This window comes from Streptomyces tateyamensis, from assembly GCF_003205575.1.
GTDB classification, from domain to species: domain Bacteria; phylum Actinomycetota; class Actinomycetes; order Streptomycetales; family Streptomycetaceae; genus Kitasatospora; species Kitasatospora tateyamensis.
In genome coordinates this window covers 193,743-212,893 of sequence record NZ_PYBW01000053.1, presented here as the reverse complement: position 1 = coordinate 212,893, position 19,151 = coordinate 193,743, and the positions used below count along the sequence as shown (strand labels likewise).

Sequence of the window (19,151 nt, the reverse complement as noted above, 5' to 3'; positions counted from 1 at the left end):
TCGCTCCCCACGCGCTGTGCCGTGCGCGGGGTCGCGGGCTGGGAGGCCGCTCAGCCGCCCAGGCGGGGTGGGAGGCTGCTCAGCCGCCCAGGCCGGGCAGCCCGCCGCCGATCGGCACCGCACCGCCGAGCACGCCGCCCAGCGGGCCTCCGGCCTGCTTGGCGACACCGCCGACCGCACCCACCGGCAGACCGCGGTTGGCACCGCCCGGGGCCATCGCCGGCGCGGCGGCCGGGTCGGCCGGGGCCTCGGCCGCGGGGGCCGGCGCCTGGGCCGGGGTGCCGGCGCCCGGGTTCAGCAGGCCGGTGGTCTGCGAGACCGGGCCGCCGACCGCCGGCGCCTTGCCCAGGCTGCCGGTCAGGCCACCCGTGTCCGGCAGCGCGCCGGTGGGGAGCGCGCTGAGACCGCCGGCGGCGGCCGAGGCGGTGCCCGCGGCGGCCGCCGCGATGACCACGCCGAGTGCAGCGGTACCGGCAGCCTTGAGAGTGGCCTGCTTCATGAGTGAAACCTCGTGTCCTCGTCGGTCCGGCGCCGGGCACCCCGGGGGAATCCCACGGGGTGTGCCACGCACCGGTGTCAGCAGTGACTGGCCCACCGTAGACACTGGGTTGCACGCGGATCAAAGGCGGCTAATCCCGGAGAGTGAACCGTCATACCGTATGAGCGAACGGATGTGACGATTCGTCAGAGCAGCCAGAATCAGGCCGTTCCCCCGAACAGCCACTCGGCCCGCAGCTCCGCGTAGCCCGGCTTGACCACGTCGTTGATCATGGCGAGGCGCTCGTCGAACGGCAGGAAGGCCGACTTCATCGCGTTGACGGTGAACCACTGCATGTCGTCCAGGCCGTAGCCGAAGGCCTCGACCAGGTGGGCGAACTCCTGGCTCATGCTGGTGCCGCTCATCAGCCGGTTGTCGGTGTTCACCGTGACCCGGTACTTGAGCCGGGTGAGCAGCCCGATCGGGTGCTCGGCGTAGGAACTGGCAGCCCCGGTCTGCAGGTTGGAGGTGGGGCACATCTCCAGCGGGATCCGCTTGTCGCGCACGTAGGCGGCCAGCCGGCCCAGCTGGACCGAGCCGTCCTCGGCCACCGTGATGTCGTCGGTGATCCGCACCCCGTGGCCGAGCCGGTCGGCGCCGCAGCACTGCAGGGCCTCCCAGATCGAGGGCAGGCCGAAGGCCTCGCCGGCGTGGATGGTGAAGTGGTTGTTCTCGCCCTTGAGGTAGTCGAAGGCGCCCTGGTGGCGGGTGGGCGGGTAGCCGGCCTCGGCACCGGCGATGTCGAAGCCGACCACGCCGTTGTCGCGGTGGCGGTTGGTCAGCTCGGCGATCTCCTGCGAGCGGGCCGCGTGGCGCATCGCGGTGATCAGGGTGCCGATCCGGATCCGGTGGCCGGCCGCCCGGGCGTTGGCCTCGCCGAGCCGGAAGCCCTCCTGCACCGCCTCGACCACCTCGTCCAGGGTCAGCCCGCCCTCGAGGTGCTGCTCGGGCGCGTACCGGACCTCGGCGTAGACCACGCCGTCGGCGGCCAGGTCCTCGGCGCAGTCGGCGGCGACCCGGACCAGCGCGTCACGGGTCTGCATGACGGCGCAGGTGTGCGCGAAGGTCTCCAGGTAGCGCTCCAGCGAGCCGGAGTCGGCGGCCTCGCGGAACCAGGTGCCCAGCTTGGCCGGGTCGGTGGTGGGCAGGCCCTGGTAGCCGGTGGCGGCGGCCAGCTCGACGATGGTCTCGGGGCGGAGGCCGCCGTCCAGGTGGTCGTGGAGCACGACCTTGGGAGCGCGGCGGATCTGGTCGGCGGTGGGAACGCGCGGGGCCGTGGTGCCCGCGGGGACAGAGGTCTGCTTCTCCATTGCGGGAGTGTAAGGCCTACGCGCGTAGATTCCTAACGGCCACACGGGGGTGCCCGCGGCTTCACCCGTGGTCCAGCAGCCGCCCGCGGCGGGAGAGGGCGAAGTCGCGGAAGGCCGCGGCCGGCGCGGTCAGCGGCCGTCCGGCCAGCCAGGCGAGCCCGATCACCCGCCGGGTGCGCGGCGCGGTGACCGTCAGGTCCACCACCCCCGGACGCGGCGCCAGCCCGGGCGGCAGGAGTGCCACCCCGAACCCGACCGCGACCAGCCCGCGCAGCGTCTCGGCGTCCTCTCCCTCGAAGGCGATCCGCGGGGCGAACCCGGCCTCGGCGCAGAACTCGTCGGTGATCGCGCGCAGCCCGTACCCCGGCGCCACCGCGACGAACGGCTCCTCGGCCGCCTCGGCCAGCCGGATCCGGCGGCGCCCGGCCAGCCGGTGGTCGGCGGGGACCGCCAGGTGCAGCACCTGCTCGTCCAGCGGACGGACCGTCAGGTCCGTATCCTGCGGGATCGGCGAGACCAGGCACAGGTCCAGCTCGCCGGCCCGCATCCGGTCCTGCATCGAGGCCGAGTAGTCCTGCACCAGCTGGAAGCGCACCTTCGGGTGCTCGGCCCGGAAGCCGCGCAGCAGTGCGGGCACCACGTCCGTCCCCAGGGTGTGGAGAAAACCGAAGGCGACCCGCCCGGTCTCCGGGTCGGCCTCGGCCCGGGCGGCCTGCGCCCCGCGCTCCAGCTCGGCCAGCACCCGCTCGGCCGAGTCCAGCAGCAGCCGGCCGGCCCGGGTCAGCCGCACCGCGCGGCCCTCGCGCAGCAGCAGGGGCACCCCCAGCTCGGCCTCCAGCCGGGCGATCGCCCGGGAGAGCGTGGGCTGCGGGATGCCGAGCTCCTCGGCGGCCCGGGTGACGTGCTCCAGCCGGGCCACGGCGGCGAACTGGGCGAGCCGGGGAGCGAGCAGGGCGGCGGTCGATTCATGCAGCACGGTATGGATTATCCGCCATTCATGTATTGGACGCATCGAACCGGGCGGAGCTACGTTCCTGTCATGCCTGCCGCCGATACCAGGGCGTCCGTCACCGCGGATGCCCTCGTCCCCGCTGATCCGAGGCTCCGTCCGGGCCACCACGACTTCCGCCGCTCCAACCTCGCGCTGTTCGCCGCCGGGATCGCCACCTTCGTGCTGCTCTACTCGACCCAGGGCCTGCTCCCGCTGCTCTCCGGCGACCTGGGCCTGACCCCCGGTCAGGCCAGCTGGACCGCCTCCGCGGCCACCCTCGGACTGGCCCTGGCCCTGCTGCCGGCCAGCGCGCTCTCCGACCGCTTCGGGCGCACCGCGGTGATGACCGCCTCGGTGCTGGCCGCCTCGCTGATCGCACTGGCCCTGCCGTTCGCCCCGGGGCTGGGCACCCTGGTCGCCCTGCGCGCCTTGCAGGGGGCGGCGCTGGCCGGCCTGCCGGCCACCGCGATGGCGTACCTGGCGGAGGAGGTGCACCCGAGCGCGCTGGCCTCGGCGATGGGGCTGTACGTGGCGGGCAACAGCATCGGCGGCATGGGCGGGCGGCTGGTGGCCGGCTGGGCCGGGGCCGCCTGGGGCTGGCGCTGGGGGCTGGCCACCTCGGCGCTGCTGGCGCTGGCGGCCGCGGGCGCCTTCCGCCTGCTGATCCCGCGGGCCCGGCACTTCCGGCGGACCCCGGTGGACGCGTCCGCGCTGGCCCGCACCGTCGGCCGGCACCTGCGCGACCCGCTGCTGCTGCGGCTGTACGCGCTCGGAATGCTCTTCATGGCGGTCTTCGGCGCGGTCTACAACACGGTCGGCTTCCGACTGATCGCCGCCCCCTTCCACCTGCCCGAGTCGGTGGCCGCCTCGATCTTCGTGGTCTACCTGGTCGGCACCGCCACCTCCGCCGGGGCGGGCCGCCTGGCCGGGCGCCTGGGCCGCCGCGGCGCCCTGTACGTGGCGATCGGCTGCACGACGGCCGGGCTGCTGCTCTCGCTCACCGCCTCGCTGGCGGGCGCCCTGCTCGGCCTGGTCCTGATCACGGCCGGCTTCTTCGCCGGCCACGCCACCGCCTCCTCGGCGGTCGGCCGCACCGCCACCCACGGCCGCGCCCAGGCCTCGGCGCTGTACCTGATCGCCTACTACCTGGGCAACAGCCTCGGCGGGACGATCGGCGCCGACGCCTACCACGCGATCGGCTGGACCGGCTCGGCCCTGGTCGGCCTGATCGCGATGACCATGGCCGCGGGGGTCACGCTGTACGCCACCCGCCGCGCAGTGTCGGCCCGACGAGCGACGGCGGTGGGTACGCAGCCGGTATGAGCGTCGAGGCTGCTTGCGGCCCTGCGGCTGTCCGGTCCTCGCACTGGCGGCGGGTCGGATCCGGAGGGCCATTCCCCCGGACGGGGCACTCAGGGCCGCTACCGCCCCAGCTTCGCGAAGGCCGAGCGGGCCCATCCGTAGCCGAGGCCGGTCAGGCCCAGGCACCAGGCCACCGCGACCAGGCCGGAGCTGCCGATCGGTCCGCCCAGCAGCAGGCCGCGCAGGGTCTCGATCACCGGGGTGAACGGCTGGTACTCGGCGAACCAGCGCAGGCCGGCGGGCATGGTGGCGGTCGGCACGATCGCGCTGCCGAAGAAGGGCAGGAACTGCATCGGCATCGGCAGGTTGCTGGCCGACTCCGGGGTCTTGGCGACCAGGCCGATCGCGGCGGCGATCCAGGTCAGTGCGAACACCAGCAGGGTCAGCAGGCCGGCCGCGGCCAGCCACTCCACCACCCCGGCGGTCGGGCGGAAGCCCATCGCGAGGGCCGCCCCGACCACCAGCGCGATGCTCGCCATGGTCTGGATCACGCCGCCGACCACATGGCCGGCGAGGAAGGAGGCCTTCGAGATCGGCATGGTGCGGAACCGGTTGACGATCCCCTCGGTCTTGTCGGTGCAGACACCGATGGCGGCGCCCAGCGACCCCCCGGTGGCCGCCATCAGGATGATCCCGGGAGCCAGGTAGTCGATGTAGTGGCCGCCGGCTGCCGGACCGCCGATCCCGGCGCCGAGCGCGCCACCGAAGGCGTAGTTGAAGATCAGCAGCAGGACCACCGGCATCACCACGACCGCGAAGGTCAGCGACGGGTAGCGCTGTGCGTGCTTGAGGTTGCGCCGCACCATGGTGGTGGAGTCGGCGAGGGCATAGGACAGGCTGGTCATCACGCACGCTCCTGGCGGCCGGTGAGGGTGAGGAAGACGTCGTCGAGGTCGGGGGTGTGCACGGTGAGCGACTCGGCGCGCACCGCCGCACCGTCCAGGGTGTCGAGCACGGTGCGCAGCGCGGCGATCGAGGCCTCGCCCGGGATGCGCAGCGCCAGCGCCTCGTCCTCCCGCGCCGAGGCGGTGAACAGTGCGGCAGCGGCGTCGAGTTGGGACGCATCGGCGAACCGCAGCCGCAGGTGGCCGCCCGGGATCAGCCGCTTGAGCTCCTCCGCGGTGCCCTCGGCGATCAGCTTGCCGTGGTCCAGCAGGGCGATCCGGTCGGCGAGCTGGTCGGCCTCGTCGAGGTACTGGGTGGTCAGGAAGACGGTCACCCGGTCCCGTTCGACCAGGTCCCGGATCAGCTCCCACATGGTCCGCCGGCTGCGCGGGTCCAGCCCGGTGGTCGGCTCGTCCAGGAAGATCACCCGGGGCTCGCCGACCAGGGTCATCGCCAGGTCCAGTTTGCGCCGCATGCCGCCGGAGAAGGTGACGGCCGGCTTGCGGGCCACCTCGGTGAGGTCGAAGCGGTCCAGCAGCTGCGCCGCACGGCGCCGGCCCTCGCGGCGTGGCAGGTGCTGCAGGTCCGCCATCAGGAGCAGGTTCTCCTCGGCGGTGAGCAGGTTGTCCACCGCGGCGAACTGGCCGGTGACGCCGACCGCCCCGCGCACCCCGTCGGGGGCGGTGGCCAGGTCGTACCCGGCCACCTGGGCGGCGCCGGCGTCGGCGGGGATCAGGGTGGAGAGGATCTGCACGGTGGTGGTCTTGCCGGCCCCGTTCGGGCCCAGCAGGGCGAACACGGTGCCCTCGGGGATGCGCAGGTCGATGCCGTCGAGCACCACCTTGTCGCCGTAGGACTTGGCGAGGCCGACGGCGCTGATCGCGGCCGGACTCGCGTTGCCGGTGTCGGTGCTGACTGTGCCGCTGGTGAGGACGCTGGTCATTGCGGTCGCCTCTCGGAAACGGGATCGGGACTCGGGGGCCGGGGGGCAGGGGGGCCGGTGACGGCGGATCAGTGACGAGGGACGGGTGACGGCAGCTCAGGGGTGGTGGGCGTGGCAGGCGTGGGTTGATCAGGCCCGGTTGATCAGGCCCGGTTGATCAGGATGTCGCCGAGCCCGGTGCGCAGCCGCAGCTCGACGGTGCGCTCGGCGGTCTCGGGACCCTCGGCGGTGCCCAGCGAGTTGCGCACCGTGCCGAAGTCGGTGCCGGCGTCCACCCAGGCGGCGGTGTGCTCCCGGATGCCGACCTGGATCTCGCCCAGGCTGGTGTTGGCCACCACCTGGCCGCCGACCACCTCGCCGAGCCGGATCGCACCGTTGGCGGTCTTCGCCTCGACGTTGCCCAGGGCGCTGCCGACGGAGATCTTGCCGTTGGAGTTCTTGGCCACCAGCGGGCCGCCGACCTCCTGCACGGAGGTGTCGCCGTTGCTGTTCTTCACCGAGGCGGCGCCCTGCAGCCGGCCGAGCTCGACCCGGCCGCCGCCGGTCACCTCGACGTCGCCCAGCGCCAGCCGGAGCGAGATGTCGCCGTGCGAGGTGCGCAGGTTGGCGGCCCCGCTCTGGTCCAGCTCGATGTCCCCGGCCGAGGTCTTCAGGCGGCACTCGCCCAGCGGGCCCTCGCCGCGGAAGTCGCCGAGCGCCAGGGTGCCCTGCACCTCGGAGCCGGCCGGCAGCTCGACAGTGACGTCCACCGAGCCGACCTTGGCGAACAGGGAGCGCTTCTTGGGGCCCTTGACCAGCAGCTTGCCGGCGGCGTAGCTGACCTTGGTCTGCTGGGCCGTGTCCACGTCCCGCTCGCTGCCGCCGTCGGAGGGCAGCACCTCCACGGTGGCCGCGGTCCGCTCGCTCGCGATGATCCGCACCTTGGCGACGTCGAACTCGATGGTCGCGGTGATCGGGCCGGTGGTCTCGTACGTAGGCATGGGTGTGCCGTCCTCTTGGCTCGTTTGGGTGTTCCCGCAGGTCAGGCGGGTGAAGGGGTAAAGCGGTACAGCGTGGAAGGTGGGGCGCGGGAGGCCGCTAGCGGACCCAGCCGGTGAAGCTCTGGCCGCCGCGGTGGCGGGTCGTGGTGGCGCGGCCCCGGTCGGCGGGCTCCAGTGCGGTGGCGACGGCGCGGACCAGCCAGGCGTTGACCGACAGGCCCTCCTGGCCCGCCGCGTCCTCCACCCGGGACTTCAGGTGGGCCGGCAGCCGGAAGTTGATCCGGGCCGTCCCGGCGTCGTCCGCGTCCACGGGCGGCAGCGCCGGCGCAGCAGGTGGCGCCATGATGGCGCCACTCGACTCCACCTCGGTCGGCGGCAGTGCCACCACGAACTCCGGGTCCACTCCGCGCAGCCTGACGTCCACCGATCCGGGCGCCAACTCCTGCGTCACCTCGCCCATCGCGGCCGACAACGCACTGAGCAAGGTCAGCCGAGTGGCCGACTCCAACGGCGCCGTGAGCCGCTCAGCAAGCTCGCGGGCCTCCTCCCCGCCGGCAGCCGCGGCGATCGCTAGCTCTTGGCGGAGGTTCTCGACATAGGGCGTGAGGTCCATGCCTCAAATATGGCACCACAATGGCGCCATGTCCAGCCCACGTGGCGCCATTGGCGTCACCAATGCCACCGCCTGGCATCACGCTGGCGCCAACCTGCGAAAACACGAACGGCGGCCCGCGCCATCGCGCGGGCCGCCCGTGCGGCGGTCGTAGAACCACCCAGTTAGACGATCCGGTCCAGGATCAGCGGTGTGCGGGTGTACTCGGTGCCCGCCGGGGAGACGGCGATGCCGCCGGTCAGGGCCTCGACGGCGTAGTCGAAGCGCTCCGGGGTGTCCGTGTGCAGGGTGAGCAGGGGCTGGCCGGCGGTGACCAGGTCGCCCGGCTTGGCGTGCATCTCGACGCCCGCGCCGGCCTGGACCGGGTCCTCCTTGCGGGCCCGGCCGGCGCCCAGGCGCCAGGCGCAGACGCCGACCGCGTAGGCGTCCAGCGCGGTGAGCACTCCGGAGGCGGGGGCCGCGATCACGTGCTGCTCGCGGGCCACCGGGAGCGGGGCGTCCACGTCGCCGCCCTGGGCGGTGATCATGCGGCGCCAGTGGTCCATCGCCGAGCCGTCGCGCAGCGCGTCGGCCGGGTCCTTGCCCGCGACGCCCGCCGCGGCCAGCATCTCCCGCGCCAGCGCCACGGTCAGCTCGACCACGTCCGCCGGTCCGCCGCCGGCCAGCACCTCCACCGACTCGCGCACCTCCAGCGCGTTGCCCGCGGTCAGGCCGAGCGGGGTGGACATGTCGGTCAGCAGCGCCACCGTGTTCACCCCGGCGCCGCGGCCCAGGCCGACCATGGTGCGGGCCAGCTCCTGGGCGTCCGGCAGGTTCTTCATGAACGCGCCGGAGCCGACCTTGACGTCCAGCACCAGCGCGCCGGTGCCCTCGGCGATCTTCTTCGACATGATCGAGGAGGCGATCAGCGGGATGGCCTCCACCGTGCCGGTCACGTCGCGCAGCGCGTAGAGCTTCTTGTCGGCCGGCGCCAGCCCGTCACCGGCCGCGCAGATGACGGCACCGGAGGAGCGCAGCACGTCCATCATCTCGTCGTTGCTGAGCAGCGCCCGCCAGCCCGGGATGGACTCCAGCTTGTCCAGGGTGCCGCCGGTGTGGCCCAGGCCGCGGCCCGACAGCTGCGGTACCGCGGCCCCGCAGGCGGCCACCAGCGGGGCCAGCGGCAGGGTGATCTTGTCGCCCACGCCGCCGGTGGAGTGCTTGTCCGAGGTCGGCACGCCCAGCGCGGCGAAGTCCATCCGGACACCGGAGCGGATCATCGCCTCGGTCCAGCGGCTGATCTCGCGCAGGTTCATCCCGTTCAGCAGGATCGCCATCGCCAGCGCGGACATCTGCTCGTCCGCCACCTCGCCCCGGGTGTAGGCGTCGATCACCCAGTCGATCTGATCATCGGTCAGCTCGCGGCGGTCACGCTTGGTGAGGATGACGGAGATGACGTCCATGGCAGTGCTCCAAAGTGCTGAACAACTAGACGGGAGAAAAGTCGGGGTGGAGAAAGGCAAGGCGGGGGCGGCCACTGCTCAGGCCGCCCCCGCGTCACTCTACGCGCGTCACACTGGTGGCGCTACAGCCGCTCCGGCCCGAATGCGTCCGGCAGCACCTCGGTCATCGGCTTGATCCCGGAGGGCAGTTCCACCAGCAGTTCGGGGCCGCCGTGCTCGTACAGCAGCTGCCGGCACCGCCCGCAGGGCATCAGCGGCTGCCCGGCCCCGTCCACGCAGGTGAACGCGACCAGTCGGCCGCCGCCGCTCGCGTGCAGCGCCGAGACCAGCCCGCACTCGGCGCACAGGCCCAGCCCGTACGAGGCGTTCTCCACGTTGCAGCCGGTCACCACGCGCCCGTCGTCCACCAGCGCGGCGGCGCCCACCGGGAACTTGCTGTACGGGGCGTAGGCCCGGGACATCGCGTCCCGGGCCGCGACCCGCAGGGCCTCCCAGTCGGGGGCCTGCTGAAGATCCGTCACTTGCCCTGGCCCTTGCGGTAGATCTGCCCGTCCGCCTTCGGCGGGCGCAGTCGCTGGGTGGCCAGCGCGAGCACCACCAGCGTGATGATGTACGGGGTCGCCTGGATGATCGGCACCTCCACGCTGTCCGTGGTGGCGAACCAGGCCGCCAGAGCGCCCGCGACGACCAGGGAGACCACGCCCGACACCAGCTTGCGCCGGTAGAACTGCCAGAGGGCGAAGAGAGCCAGCGCGATCGCGACGATCAGCAGCAGGTCGTGCACCGCTGCCTGGTCACGCAACTGCAGGCTGTCGGTGAAGCCGAACAGCCCGGCACCGACCGAGAGCCCGGCCGGCATCCAGTTGCCGAAGATCATCGCGGCCAGACCGATGTAACCGCGGCCGCCGGTCTGCCCGTCCTTGTAGAAGTGCGAGAGCACCAGCGAGAGGTAGGAGCCCGCCAGGCCCGCAAAGGCACCGGAGGCGATCACCGCGTAGTACTTGTACTTGTAGACGTTGACGCCCAGCGACTCGGCGGCGGTCGGGTTCTCCCCACAGGAACGCAGCCGCAGGCCGAAGGTGGTGCGCCAGAGCAGGAAGTAGGTACCGATCAGCAGCAGCACCGCGAAGACGGTCACCACCGACAGGTTGGTGACCAGTCCGCCGAGGATGCCGGCCATGTCGGAGACCAGGAACCAGTGGTGCGCTTCCACGGTCTCCAGCCAGGAGGACAGGCCGGGAACGGTGATCTGCGGCAGCGAGTCGGCCGGCGGGGACTGGTTGGCACCCGCGCCGAAGGCTACGTAGTCCTTGTAGTAGATCTTGTTGACGTAGGCGCAGATGCCCGGGATCAGCAGGTTGATGCCGACGCCGGAGACGATGTGGTCGACCCCGAAGGTCACCGTGACCACCGCGTGCAGCAGGCCGCCGAGCGCGCCGCCGGCCATTCCGGCCAGCACGCCGACCCAGGGGTTGACCAGGTAGCCCGCCCAGGCGCCGCAGAAGGTGCCGGCCACCATCATGCCTTCGAGGCCGATGTTGACCACGCCCGCACGCTCGGACCACAGGCCACCGAGGCCGGCCATGCCGATCGGCACGGCGGCGCCGATCGCCGCCTCCACCTGGCCGGAGGAGGTCAGGCCGTGGTTGCCGGTCACGGCGGCGACCGCCGAGAAGAGCACCAGGGCACCGGCGATCAACAGCAGCAGGACCGGCCAGGAGATCTTGCCCCGGCGCGGACCGCTGCCCACGGGCTTGTTGAGGTTCGGGCTCAGCAGTCGCTTGCCGAACTCGGTGGTGAAGTTGCTGCTCACGCGGCGACCTCCTTCTTGGCGGCCGCGGCGGCCTGAGCGGCGAGCTGGGCGCCGACCTTCTGCTGCTGGCGCTTGAGGCCGTAGCGGCGCACCAGTTCGTAGGCGACGACCACGCAGATGACGATGGTGCCCTGCATGACCTGGACGATCTCCTGGGGGAAGTCCCCCTTCAGCGGGAGCTGAACGGCCGTCACGTCAAGGAAGGCGTACAGCAGCGAGGCGATCGCGATGCCGACCGGCGTGTTGCGGCCGAGCAGTGCCACGGCGATGCCGATGAAGCCCAGGTTCAGCTGGAAGGTCTGGCCGAAGTGGTGAGTGGTGGTCAGCAGGTCGGGCATGCCGATCAGACCGGCCAGCGCACCCGAGACCACCATGCTGGTCAGCACCATCCGCTTGACGTTCACGCCGCTGGCCTGGGCCGCCGCCTCGGACCGGCCGGTGGCCCGCAGGTCGAAGCCGAACCGGGTGCGGTTGAGGACCAGCTGGAAGGCGATGCCGAGCACCACGGCCACGATGACGAAGCCGTACAGCTCGCCACCCTGGGTGGTGATGGTGAAGAAGTCGCTGGAGGCGGCCATGTCCTTGGTCTGGATGCTGTTGCTGGTGCCGCTCACGGTCGGCGCGAACCGGCCCGGGATGAGCAGCAGGCCGACCACCGAGGTGGCGATCGCGTTCAGCATGATGGTCGCGATGACCTCGCTCACGCCGCGCTTGACCTTCAGGACGCCGGCGATCGACGCCCACAGGCCGCCGACCAGCATCGCGGTCAGCAGCACCAGCGGGATCTCCAGGAAGGAGGGCAGGTTCACCGCCCCGCCGACGTAGGCCGCGAACAGCGCGCCGAGGCGGTACTGGCCCTCGGTGCCGATGTTGAACAGGTTCATCCGGAAGCCGAAGGCCACCGCGATGCCCGAGATGAAGTAGGTGGTGGCCTTGTTCAGGGTGGCGACCTGGGCGTCCGAGGCAGACCCGTAGGTCCCCATGATGTTGAACGCCTGGAACGGGTCGCGCCCGGAGACCGCCAGCACGATCGAACTGATCACCACGGAGATGACGACGGCCAGCACCGGCGCCGCCAGGCTCAGCCCCACCTTCTCCCAGTCGATCCGCTGCAGCCGGCCCCGCTGGGCCGGTTCGGTCGAAGTGGTCATGTCGGTCACTCCCCCGCCTGCGCGTCGTCGGCAGCGGTGTCAGCAGGTGCGTCTGATGGTTCGTCGGTCCCGGTGGCCCCGCCGCCCGGCGCGTCGCTGCGCCCGAACTGCTCGTCGGCGATCGCGGCGGCCTCGGCCAGCGCGGTCTCGTCGGACTCCAGGTGCCCGGAGGCGGCGCCGGTCATCGCGGTGCCCAGGTCCTCGGCGGTCACGGTGGCCGGGTCGGCGTCGGCGACCAGGCGGCCGCGGTAGATCACCCGGATCGCGTCGGACAGGCCGATCAGCTCGTCCAGGTCGGCGGAGATCAGCAGGACCGCCAGGCCCTCGCGCTGGGCGGTGCGGATCTGCTCCCAGATCTGCGCCTGCGCGCCGACGTCCACGCCGCGGGTCGGGTGGGCGGCGATCAGCAGCTTGGGGCGGTGGCTCATCTCGCGACCGACGATCAGCTTCTGCTGGTTGCCGCCGGAGAGCGAGGCCGCGGTGACCTCGATGCCGGGGGTGCGGACGTCGTACTCCTGGACGATCCGCAGGGTGTCCTTGCGGGCCGCGGCCGGGTCCAGCCGGAAGCCCTTGGAGTTGGGCTCCTCGGTGACGTGGCCCAGGATCCGGTTCTCCCAGAGCGGGGCCTCCAGCAGCAGGCCGTGGCGGTGCCGGTCCTCGGGGATGTAGCCGATGCCGGCCTCGCGCCGGGACCGGGTGAGCGCGCCGGTCAGGTCCGTGCCGTCCAGCGTCACGGTGCCGGCGGTCAGCGGCAGCATGCCCATGATCGCCTCGACCAGTTCGGCCTGGCCGTTGCCCTCGACGCCGGCGATGCCGAGCACCTCGCCCTTGCGGATGGTCAGGGAGATGTCGTCCAGCACCACCCGCTCGATGCCCTCGGCGTCCGGCTTGGCGATCCGCAGCGCCTCGACCCGGAGCATCTCGGTGCTGGTCACCGTGGACTCGCGGCTCTCGGGCGAGGGGAGCTCGCTGCCGACCATCATCTCGGCCAGCTGGCGGGCCGTCACCTGCTGCGGGTCGGCGTCACCGACCGTGGTGCCGCGGCGGATCACCGAGATCGCGTCGGCCACCGAGAGCACCTCGTGCAGCTTGTGCGAGATGAAGATCACCGTGACGCCCTCGGCCTTGAGCTCGCGCAGGTTGCCGAAGAGCGCGTCGACCTCCTGGGGCACCAGCACCGCGGTGGGCTCGTCCAGGATCAGGATCCGGGCGCCGCGGTACAGCACCTTGAGGATCTCCACCCGCTGCCGCTCGGCCACGCCAAGGTCCTCGACCAGCGCGTCGGGGCGGACGTTGAGGCCGTACTGGTCGGAGATCTCCATGATCTTCGCCCGGGCCCGGCCGCCGATCCCGTGCAGCTTCTCGCCGCCCAGCACCACGTTCTCGAGCACCGTCAGGTTGTCCGCCAGCATGAAGTGCTGGTGCACCATGCCGATGCCGCGGGCGATCGCGTCGCCGGGGCTGGAGAACTCCACCTGCTCGCCGTTGATGGCGATGGTGCCCTCGTCCGGGCGCTGCATGCCGTAGAGGATCTTCATCAGCGTGGACTTGCCGGCGCCGTTCTCGCCCATCAGGGCGTGCACGGTGCCGGGCCGCACGGTGAGGTTGATGTCGTGGTTGGCGACCACGCCGGGGAAGCGCTTGGTGATGCCGCGCAGCTCGACGGCTGCGGCCGCCGTCCCCGCGCCGGGGTCGCCTCCCTTGCTCGGGGAGGGGGTTGAAGCGGTGATGGCGATCTCCTGATGCTCGGCAGGCGCTTCGTTGCGCTGGGGGGAGGGCCGGGGAGTCACGGAGGGGCGGGCAGGCCCCCGGGGAACGGGAGAGGCCCGGCGGAGTGCGCTCGCGCGCGACCCACCGGGCCCCTCCCCAGAAACGCTGGTACTACTACGGGTTACCGCTGCGGGTTACCGCTGAACGAGGGTCAGCCGGCCGGCGGAGCGGTCGGGACCACGGTGGCACCCGAGGTGATCTTCGAGGTCGCCTCGTCCAGCTTGGCCTTGATGTCGTCGATGTGGCCACCGGTGGTGGCCAGCGAGACACCGCCCTGCTTCAGGTCGAAGTTCTTCACACCGGTCAGCGGGCTGCCGGTCTTGATGCTGTTGATGAAGGTGTACACCGCGGTGTCCACGTTCTTCACCATGGAGGTGAGGATGTGGTCCTTGTACTTCGACAGCGCCGGCTGGCTGGCCTGGTCGGAGTCGACACCGATGGCCCAGGCGTTCTTGTTGGCGGTGTCGGTGGCGACGGCCTCGATCGCACCGGAGCCGGAGGAGCCGGCCGCGGTGTAGATCACGTCGTCCTTGTTGTCCAGCATGCCCTGCGCGGCCGACTTGCCCTTCGCCGGGTCGGCGAAGCCGGTGAAGTCCGGCGGGGTGGTCAGGTACTTGACGTCGACCTTGATGGACGGGTCCACCGACTGGACACCGGCGCGGTAACCGGCCTCGAACTTCTTGATCAGCTCGGTCTGCACGCCACCGATGAAGCCGACCTGCTTGTACTTGGTCTTCGAGGCGGCGGCGACACCGGCCAGGAACGAGCCCTCCTGCTCCGAGAAGGTCAGCGAGGTGACGTTCGAGGGCTGGGTGTCGGAGGCCGAGTCGATGATCGCGAACTTGACGTTCGGGTTGGCCTTGGCGACCTTCTCGACCGCCGACTGGTACACGAAGCCGACCGCGATGACCGGGTTGAAGCCGGCGGTGACCAGGCTGTTGAGGCGGGCCTCCTTGTCGGCGTCCGACTCGCCCTGCTTGGCCTCGGCCTCGTTGACCTGGACGCCCAGGCTGGTCTTGGCCTTGTCCAGACCGCGGGCGGCGGAGTCGTTGAACGACTGGTCGCCGCGGCCGCCGATGTCGTAGGCCATGCCGACCTTGAGCGAGGAGCCGGAGGCGCCCGCGGAGGTCGTGGTGTTGTCGGTGCTCTTTGCGCCGCAAGCGGCGAGCGAGGCGATGCCCAGGGAGCCCGAGAGCACCACCGCGGCGAGCTTTACTGAACGGCGCAAGGGAGTATCTCCTTCTTACACACCCGTTTGGCGTGGTCTGGCGCCACCGTAACGCGCGTAGAACACGGTTCTATTACGGGGTGCCGGGCCATTCGGGTTGTTATCAAACCGTGGCACAAGGGGCGCGTCGGACGCCACGGGCCTGCGACGCGCACCCCTGAGTCTCCCACGGCTGAGCCGTCAGGGACGTGAATGCTCCAGTGCGAGCGATGTGAAGAGCTCGACCCCGATCCCGATCGCCCGCTCGTCCACGTCGAACCGGCCCTGGTGCAGGTCGCGCACCGCGCTCTCGTCCGGCGCCCGCACGCCGAGCCTGGCCAGCGCGCCCGGCGCGTGCTCCAGATACCAGGAGAAGTCCTCTCCCCCCAGGGACTGCTCCGTCTCCTCCACGACCACGTCACCTTGCGCACCGAACTGCCGCGTCATGGCGGTGTCCAGCTGGGAGATCGACACCGCCTCGTTCACCACCGGCGGCACGCCCCGCTTGTAGTCCAGCGACCACTTGGCCCGATGGATCTCGGCCATCTTGCTCACCAGCTCGTGCAGCGCGTCCGGCGCCTCGCGCCAGCCGTCGAGCTCCAGGCAGCGCACCGTGCCCTCGAGCTCGGCGTGCTGCGGGATCACGTTGGGCGCCGATCCGGCCGCGATCCGGCCCCAGACCAGGCTGACCCCCCAGCGGGGGTCCATCCGGCGGGCCAGCGCGCCGGGCAGGTCGGCGGCCATCCGGCCGATCGCGGTGACCAGGTCGCAGGTCAGGTGCGGGCGGGCGGTGTGCCCGCCGGGGCCGTCCAGGCTGAGCACCAGGGCGTCGCAGGCCGAGGTGATGGCGCCGGTGCGCAGGCCGATCCGGCCCACCGTCACCTTCGGGTCGCAGTGCACCGCGAAGATCCGGCCGACCCCCTCCATCCCGCCGGCCGCGATCACGTCCAGCGCACCGCCGGGCATCATCTCCTCGGCGGGCTGGAAGATCAGCCGCACCGGCTGGGTCAGCCGCCCCTCGCGCAGCGCCTCGGCCAGCACCAGCGCGGTGCCCAGCACCACCGTGGTGTGCACGTCGTGGCCGCAGGCGTGGGCCTGGCCGGGGACGGTGGAGCGGTACGGGACCTCGGTCTTGGCGTCCGCGATGGGCAGCGCGTCGATGTCGGCCCGGAAGGCCAGCAGCGGGGTCCCGGACGGGGTGCCGCCGGGCACCAGGTCGACCAGCAGTCCGGTGCCGCCGGGCAGCACCTGGGGCCGCAGTCCGGCGGCGGTCAGCCGCTCCTCGAGCTTGGCCGTGGTGCGGTACTCCTGGCGGCCGAGCTCGGGGTGGCGGTGCAGGTCGCGGCGGAACTCGACCAGCTCGGGCTGCAGCGCCAGCACCCTCGAACGGAGCGTCAACTCCTCCGTCCGGGACGGTTGGTGACTGGTCATCGCCTTCCCCTTCGGTGATCCCGAGGTGACCGGGGCGGACGCGGGAGCCAGTGGTGCGGCCTGCGCGGCCGGCTGAGGACGGTTCACCCCAACAAGGGTATGGGGGCGGCCTGTGTTTGGCTTGACATCGGCCAAATCAACCCCTGAATTGGCGCATACACGGCCCGCCGGTGGGTATGACATCAGCTTTTGACCGCCTTCCCCGGGTGAGCTGCTGCGCAGGGCGATGAACCTGTGCAACGACCGGCCGCCGCCACGGTAACGAACCGGCATCCCCCGCCCGACCAGCGATTGTCCGCCGACCCACGGACGGATGGCGTGCGCGTGTCAGGATGCGGACACCCAGGTCATGCGCTGGCAAAAAAATCAGACGAACTCTTGAGCTTCGACCGTCCGAGCGAATAGACAACGTCCGCACAGTCAAAACCCACGCGCCGCACGACCCTCCGTCAGGAGCACGGTCGAACGGGGCGATCCGTCCTGCCCGCGTCCGGACCGCGCCCACGAAGCGCGTCCGCGGCGCACCACATGAGAGTGGGGAACCCACGTGCCCGCAGCCAAGCGCAGCCGGCTTTCCCGGATAGCTGTGGCGGCCCCCGCCGCCGCCCTGGTCCTGGGGACGATCTCCATCGCCACCCCGGCCTTCGCCGACGCCTCCACGGGCGCCACGCAGCTCCAGGGAACGCATCCTGCCTGGGCCACGCCCCAGGCCGACACCGGCGCCGTGCCCGACGGCACCCCGAACGCCGCCCGGATCTACCTGGCCGGCAAGGACCCGCAGTCCCTCGCCGCCTACGCGCAGGCCGTCTCCTCGCCGAACTCGCCGCACTACGGCCAGTACCTCTCGGCCGCGGAGGCCAAGGCCCGCTTCGGCGCCACCCCCGAGCAGGTCAAGGCCGTGACCGAGTGGGTCCAGAGCGCCGGCCTGACCGTGGACGCGGTGACCACGCACTACCTGCAGGTCTCCGGCACCACCGGTGCGATGGCCAAGGCCTTCGGCACCTCGTTCCACAACTTCCGCACCGACAGCGGCGTCCGCTCCGCGCCGGTGTCCGACGTGCAGCTGCCCGCCTCGGTCTCCGGCGCGGTGCTGAACATCTCCGGCCTGACCAGCGCGGCCGGCAAGTCCGCCTCGCAGGCGATCTCCCAGGCCACCGCCGAGGCCAAGGCCCAGGCTGCCCAGCAGGCCGCCCGCGCGGCCGCGCCGGGCGTGCTGGCCGCTGCCGACACCCTGCCGACCGTGCCGACCTGCTCCGAGGACGGCTACGACTCGCTGATCGCCAAGGGCGCGCCGGCCGGCTACGAGAAGAACGAGCCGTTCTCCCCCTGCTCGTACACCACCTCGCAGCTGCGCCGCGCCTACGGCGTCACCAAGTCCGGCCTGTCCGGCAAGGGCGCCACCGTCGCGATCGTGGACGCCTACGGCCTGGGCACCATGGAGGCCGACGCCAACCACTTCTCCGTCGCGCACGGTGACAAGCCGTTCGCGCCGGGGCAGTACAAGGAGGTCGTCACCCCCGCCAACTTCCAGCACCAGGCCGACTGCGGCGACTGGTCGGGCGAGGAGGCGCTGGACGTCGAGATGGTGCACGGCCTCGCGCCGGACGCCAACGTGGTCTACGTCGGCGCCAACTCCTGCTACGACCAGGACCTGGGCGACGCGCTGGCCAACATCGTCGACAACCACCTGGCCGACGTGGTCTCCAACTCCTGGGGCGAGATCATGCACGGCAAGAGCGGGGACCTGGACCCGGCCGTCGAGGCCGCGGACAACCAGATCTTCATGCTCGGCGCGGTCGAGGGCATCGGCTTCACCGTCTCCTCCGGCGACTGCGGCGACAACTCGCCGGGTGCCGCGGCCACCGGCGTGAACTGCCAGGCCGACACCAACCAGGCCCAGGCCCAGTGGCCGTCCGCCTCCCCGTGGGTCACCGCCGTCGGCGGCACCGCGCTGGAGCTGTGGAACAAGAAGGGCGACTACGCCGACGAGGTCTCCATGGGCGACCAGCGCTCGGTGCTGTCGGCCGACCAGAAGTCGTGGAGCCCCATGCCGGGCTTCTTCTACTTCGGCGGTGGCGGCGGCGTCGCCAAGGGCATCGCCCAGCCGTGGTACCAGAAGGGCATCGTCCCGAACTCGGTGTCGCACACCGCCGCGGACGGCAGCAAGTCGGCCACCCCGCTGCGCGCCACCCCGGACATCGCGATGAGCGGTGACCTGGTGGCCTCCACCCTGGTCGGCTACACCCCGGCCGGCGGCGCCTACAGCGAGGGCGGCTACGGCGGCACCTCGGTCTCCTCCCCGGAGCTGGCCGGCATGCTGGCCGACGCCATCCAGGCCCGTGGCGGCAAGACCCTCGGCTTCGCCAACCCGGCGCTGTACGCCCGTGGCGACAACGACCGCATCTACAACGACATCGACGACACCGAGAACCACGGCAAGCTCGGCAACGTGGTCGACCTCGGCGTGGTCAACGGCTCGCTGCGGGTGCGCCTGTACAAGATCGGCGCGGACTTCGGCCTCAAGGCCACCCCGGGTTACGACACCGCGACCGGCCTCGGCACCCCGGGCAAGGGCTTCCTGAGCTCCTTCCTGCACGCCGGCGATGCGCAGGGCAACGAGGGCTGATCCTCGTAGTCGGTGAACCTGTGGGGCCCCGGAGTTCGCTCCGGGGCCCCACACGTGTGTGTCGGCGGCCCCACGCGCGCGTGTCGGCA

At 71.8% G+C, this 19,151-nt stretch carries 16 protein-coding genes; 2 read left to right on the top strand and 14 right to left on the bottom strand.

Going from position 1 to position 19,151, the window contains the following annotated elements:
• Positions 1-79 precede the first annotated feature (79 nt).
• The 3 genes from C7C46_RS17615 to C7C46_RS17605 form a co-directional block, all read right to left on the bottom strand.
• Positions 80-499 (bottom strand): hypothetical protein, encoded by a 420-nt coding sequence (locus C7C46_RS17615; RefSeq protein ID WP_110670724.1) that lies wholly within the window; start codon positions 497-499, stop codon positions 80-82.
• 200 nt (positions 500-699) lie between these two features.
• A complete protein-coding gene (locus C7C46_RS17610; RefSeq protein WP_110670722.1) occupies positions 700-1,848 on the bottom strand; it encodes an adenosine deaminase in 1,149 nt (382 codons plus the stop codon).
• A 61-nt stretch (positions 1,849-1,909) separates the two neighbouring features.
• Positions 1,910-2,860 (bottom strand): LysR family transcriptional regulator, encoded by a 951-nt coding sequence (locus C7C46_RS17605; protein ID WP_110670720.1) that lies wholly within the window; start codon positions 2,858-2,860, stop codon positions 1,910-1,912.
• Positions 2,861-2,887: 27 nt separating this feature from the next.
• On the opposite strand from C7C46_RS17605, the gene C7C46_RS17600 reads away from it, so the two are divergent.
• Positions 2,888-4,162 carry an MFS transporter gene (locus C7C46_RS17600; protein WP_110670718.1) on the top strand — a complete coding sequence of 425 codons (1,275 nt, stop codon included), beginning with the start codon at positions 2,888-2,890 and terminating at the stop codon, positions 4,160-4,162.
• A 98-nt stretch (positions 4,163-4,260) separates the two neighbouring features.
• Here the strand turns inward: C7C46_RS17600 and C7C46_RS17595 are convergent, their stop codons facing one another.
• From C7C46_RS17595 to C7C46_RS17545, 11 genes are all read right to left on the bottom strand, one after another.
• Positions 4,261-5,046: an ABC transporter permease gene (locus tag C7C46_RS17595; RefSeq protein WP_110670716.1), complete on the bottom strand. Its 786-nt coding sequence runs from the start codon at positions 5,044-5,046 to the stop codon at positions 4,261-4,263.
• A complete protein-coding gene (locus tag C7C46_RS17590; RefSeq protein WP_110670714.1) occupies positions 5,046-6,029 on the bottom strand; it encodes an ATP-binding cassette domain-containing protein in 984 nt (327 codons plus the stop codon). The genes C7C46_RS17595 and C7C46_RS17590 overlap by 1 nt, the downstream gene beginning before the upstream one ends.
• Before the next feature lie 143 nt (positions 6,030-6,172).
• Positions 6,173-7,009 (bottom strand): DUF4097 family beta strand repeat-containing protein, encoded by an 837-nt coding sequence (locus C7C46_RS17585; RefSeq protein ID WP_110670712.1) that lies wholly within the window; start codon positions 7,007-7,009, stop codon positions 6,173-6,175.
• Between the two features lie 97 nt (positions 7,010-7,106).
• Complete coding sequence (locus C7C46_RS17580; protein WP_110670710.1) at positions 7,107-7,622, bottom strand: hypothetical protein; 516 nt, start codon at positions 7,620-7,622, stop codon at positions 7,107-7,109.
• Positions 7,623-7,786: 164 nt separating this feature from the next.
• Positions 7,787-9,064, bottom strand: coding sequence for a thymidine phosphorylase (locus tag C7C46_RS17575; RefSeq protein ID WP_110670708.1), 1,278 nt, complete (start codon positions 9,062-9,064; stop codon positions 7,787-7,789).
• A 122-nt stretch (positions 9,065-9,186) separates the two neighbouring features.
• Complete coding sequence (locus C7C46_RS36580) at positions 9,187-9,585, bottom strand: cytidine deaminase (RefSeq protein ID WP_281278556.1); 399 nt, start codon at positions 9,583-9,585, stop codon at positions 9,187-9,189.
• Positions 9,582-10,877 carry an ABC transporter permease gene (locus C7C46_RS36575; RefSeq protein ID WP_110670704.1) on the bottom strand — a complete coding sequence of 432 codons (1,296 nt, stop codon included), beginning with the start codon at positions 10,875-10,877 and terminating at the stop codon, positions 9,582-9,584. Before C7C46_RS36575 ends, C7C46_RS36580 begins: the two co-directional genes overlap by 4 nt.
• A complete protein-coding gene (locus C7C46_RS17560; RefSeq protein WP_110670702.1) occupies positions 10,874-12,028 on the bottom strand; it encodes an ABC transporter permease in 1,155 nt (384 codons plus the stop codon). Before C7C46_RS17560 ends, C7C46_RS36575 begins: the two co-directional genes overlap by 4 nt.
• A gap of 5 nt (positions 12,029-12,033) precedes the next feature.
• Positions 12,034-13,599, bottom strand: coding sequence for an ABC transporter ATP-binding protein (locus C7C46_RS17555; RefSeq protein ID WP_245984476.1), 1,566 nt, complete (start codon positions 13,597-13,599; stop codon positions 12,034-12,036).
• Between the two features lie 350 nt (positions 13,600-13,949).
• Entirely contained in the window at positions 13,950-15,026 is a 1,077-nt protein-coding gene (locus tag C7C46_RS17550; RefSeq protein ID WP_110670700.1) for a BMP family lipoprotein, read from the bottom strand.
• Between the two features lie 180 nt (positions 15,027-15,206).
• Entirely contained in the window at positions 15,207-16,436 is a 1,230-nt protein-coding gene (locus tag C7C46_RS17545) for an amidohydrolase (RefSeq protein WP_110670698.1), read from the bottom strand.
• Between the two features lie 547 nt (positions 16,437-16,983).
• On the opposite strand from C7C46_RS17545, the gene C7C46_RS17540 reads away from it, so the two are divergent.
• Complete coding sequence (locus tag C7C46_RS17540; protein WP_110670696.1) at positions 16,984-19,062, top strand: S53 family peptidase; 2,079 nt, start codon at positions 16,984-16,986, stop codon at positions 19,060-19,062.
• The last annotated feature ends 89 nt before the right edge of the window (positions 19,063-19,151 follow it).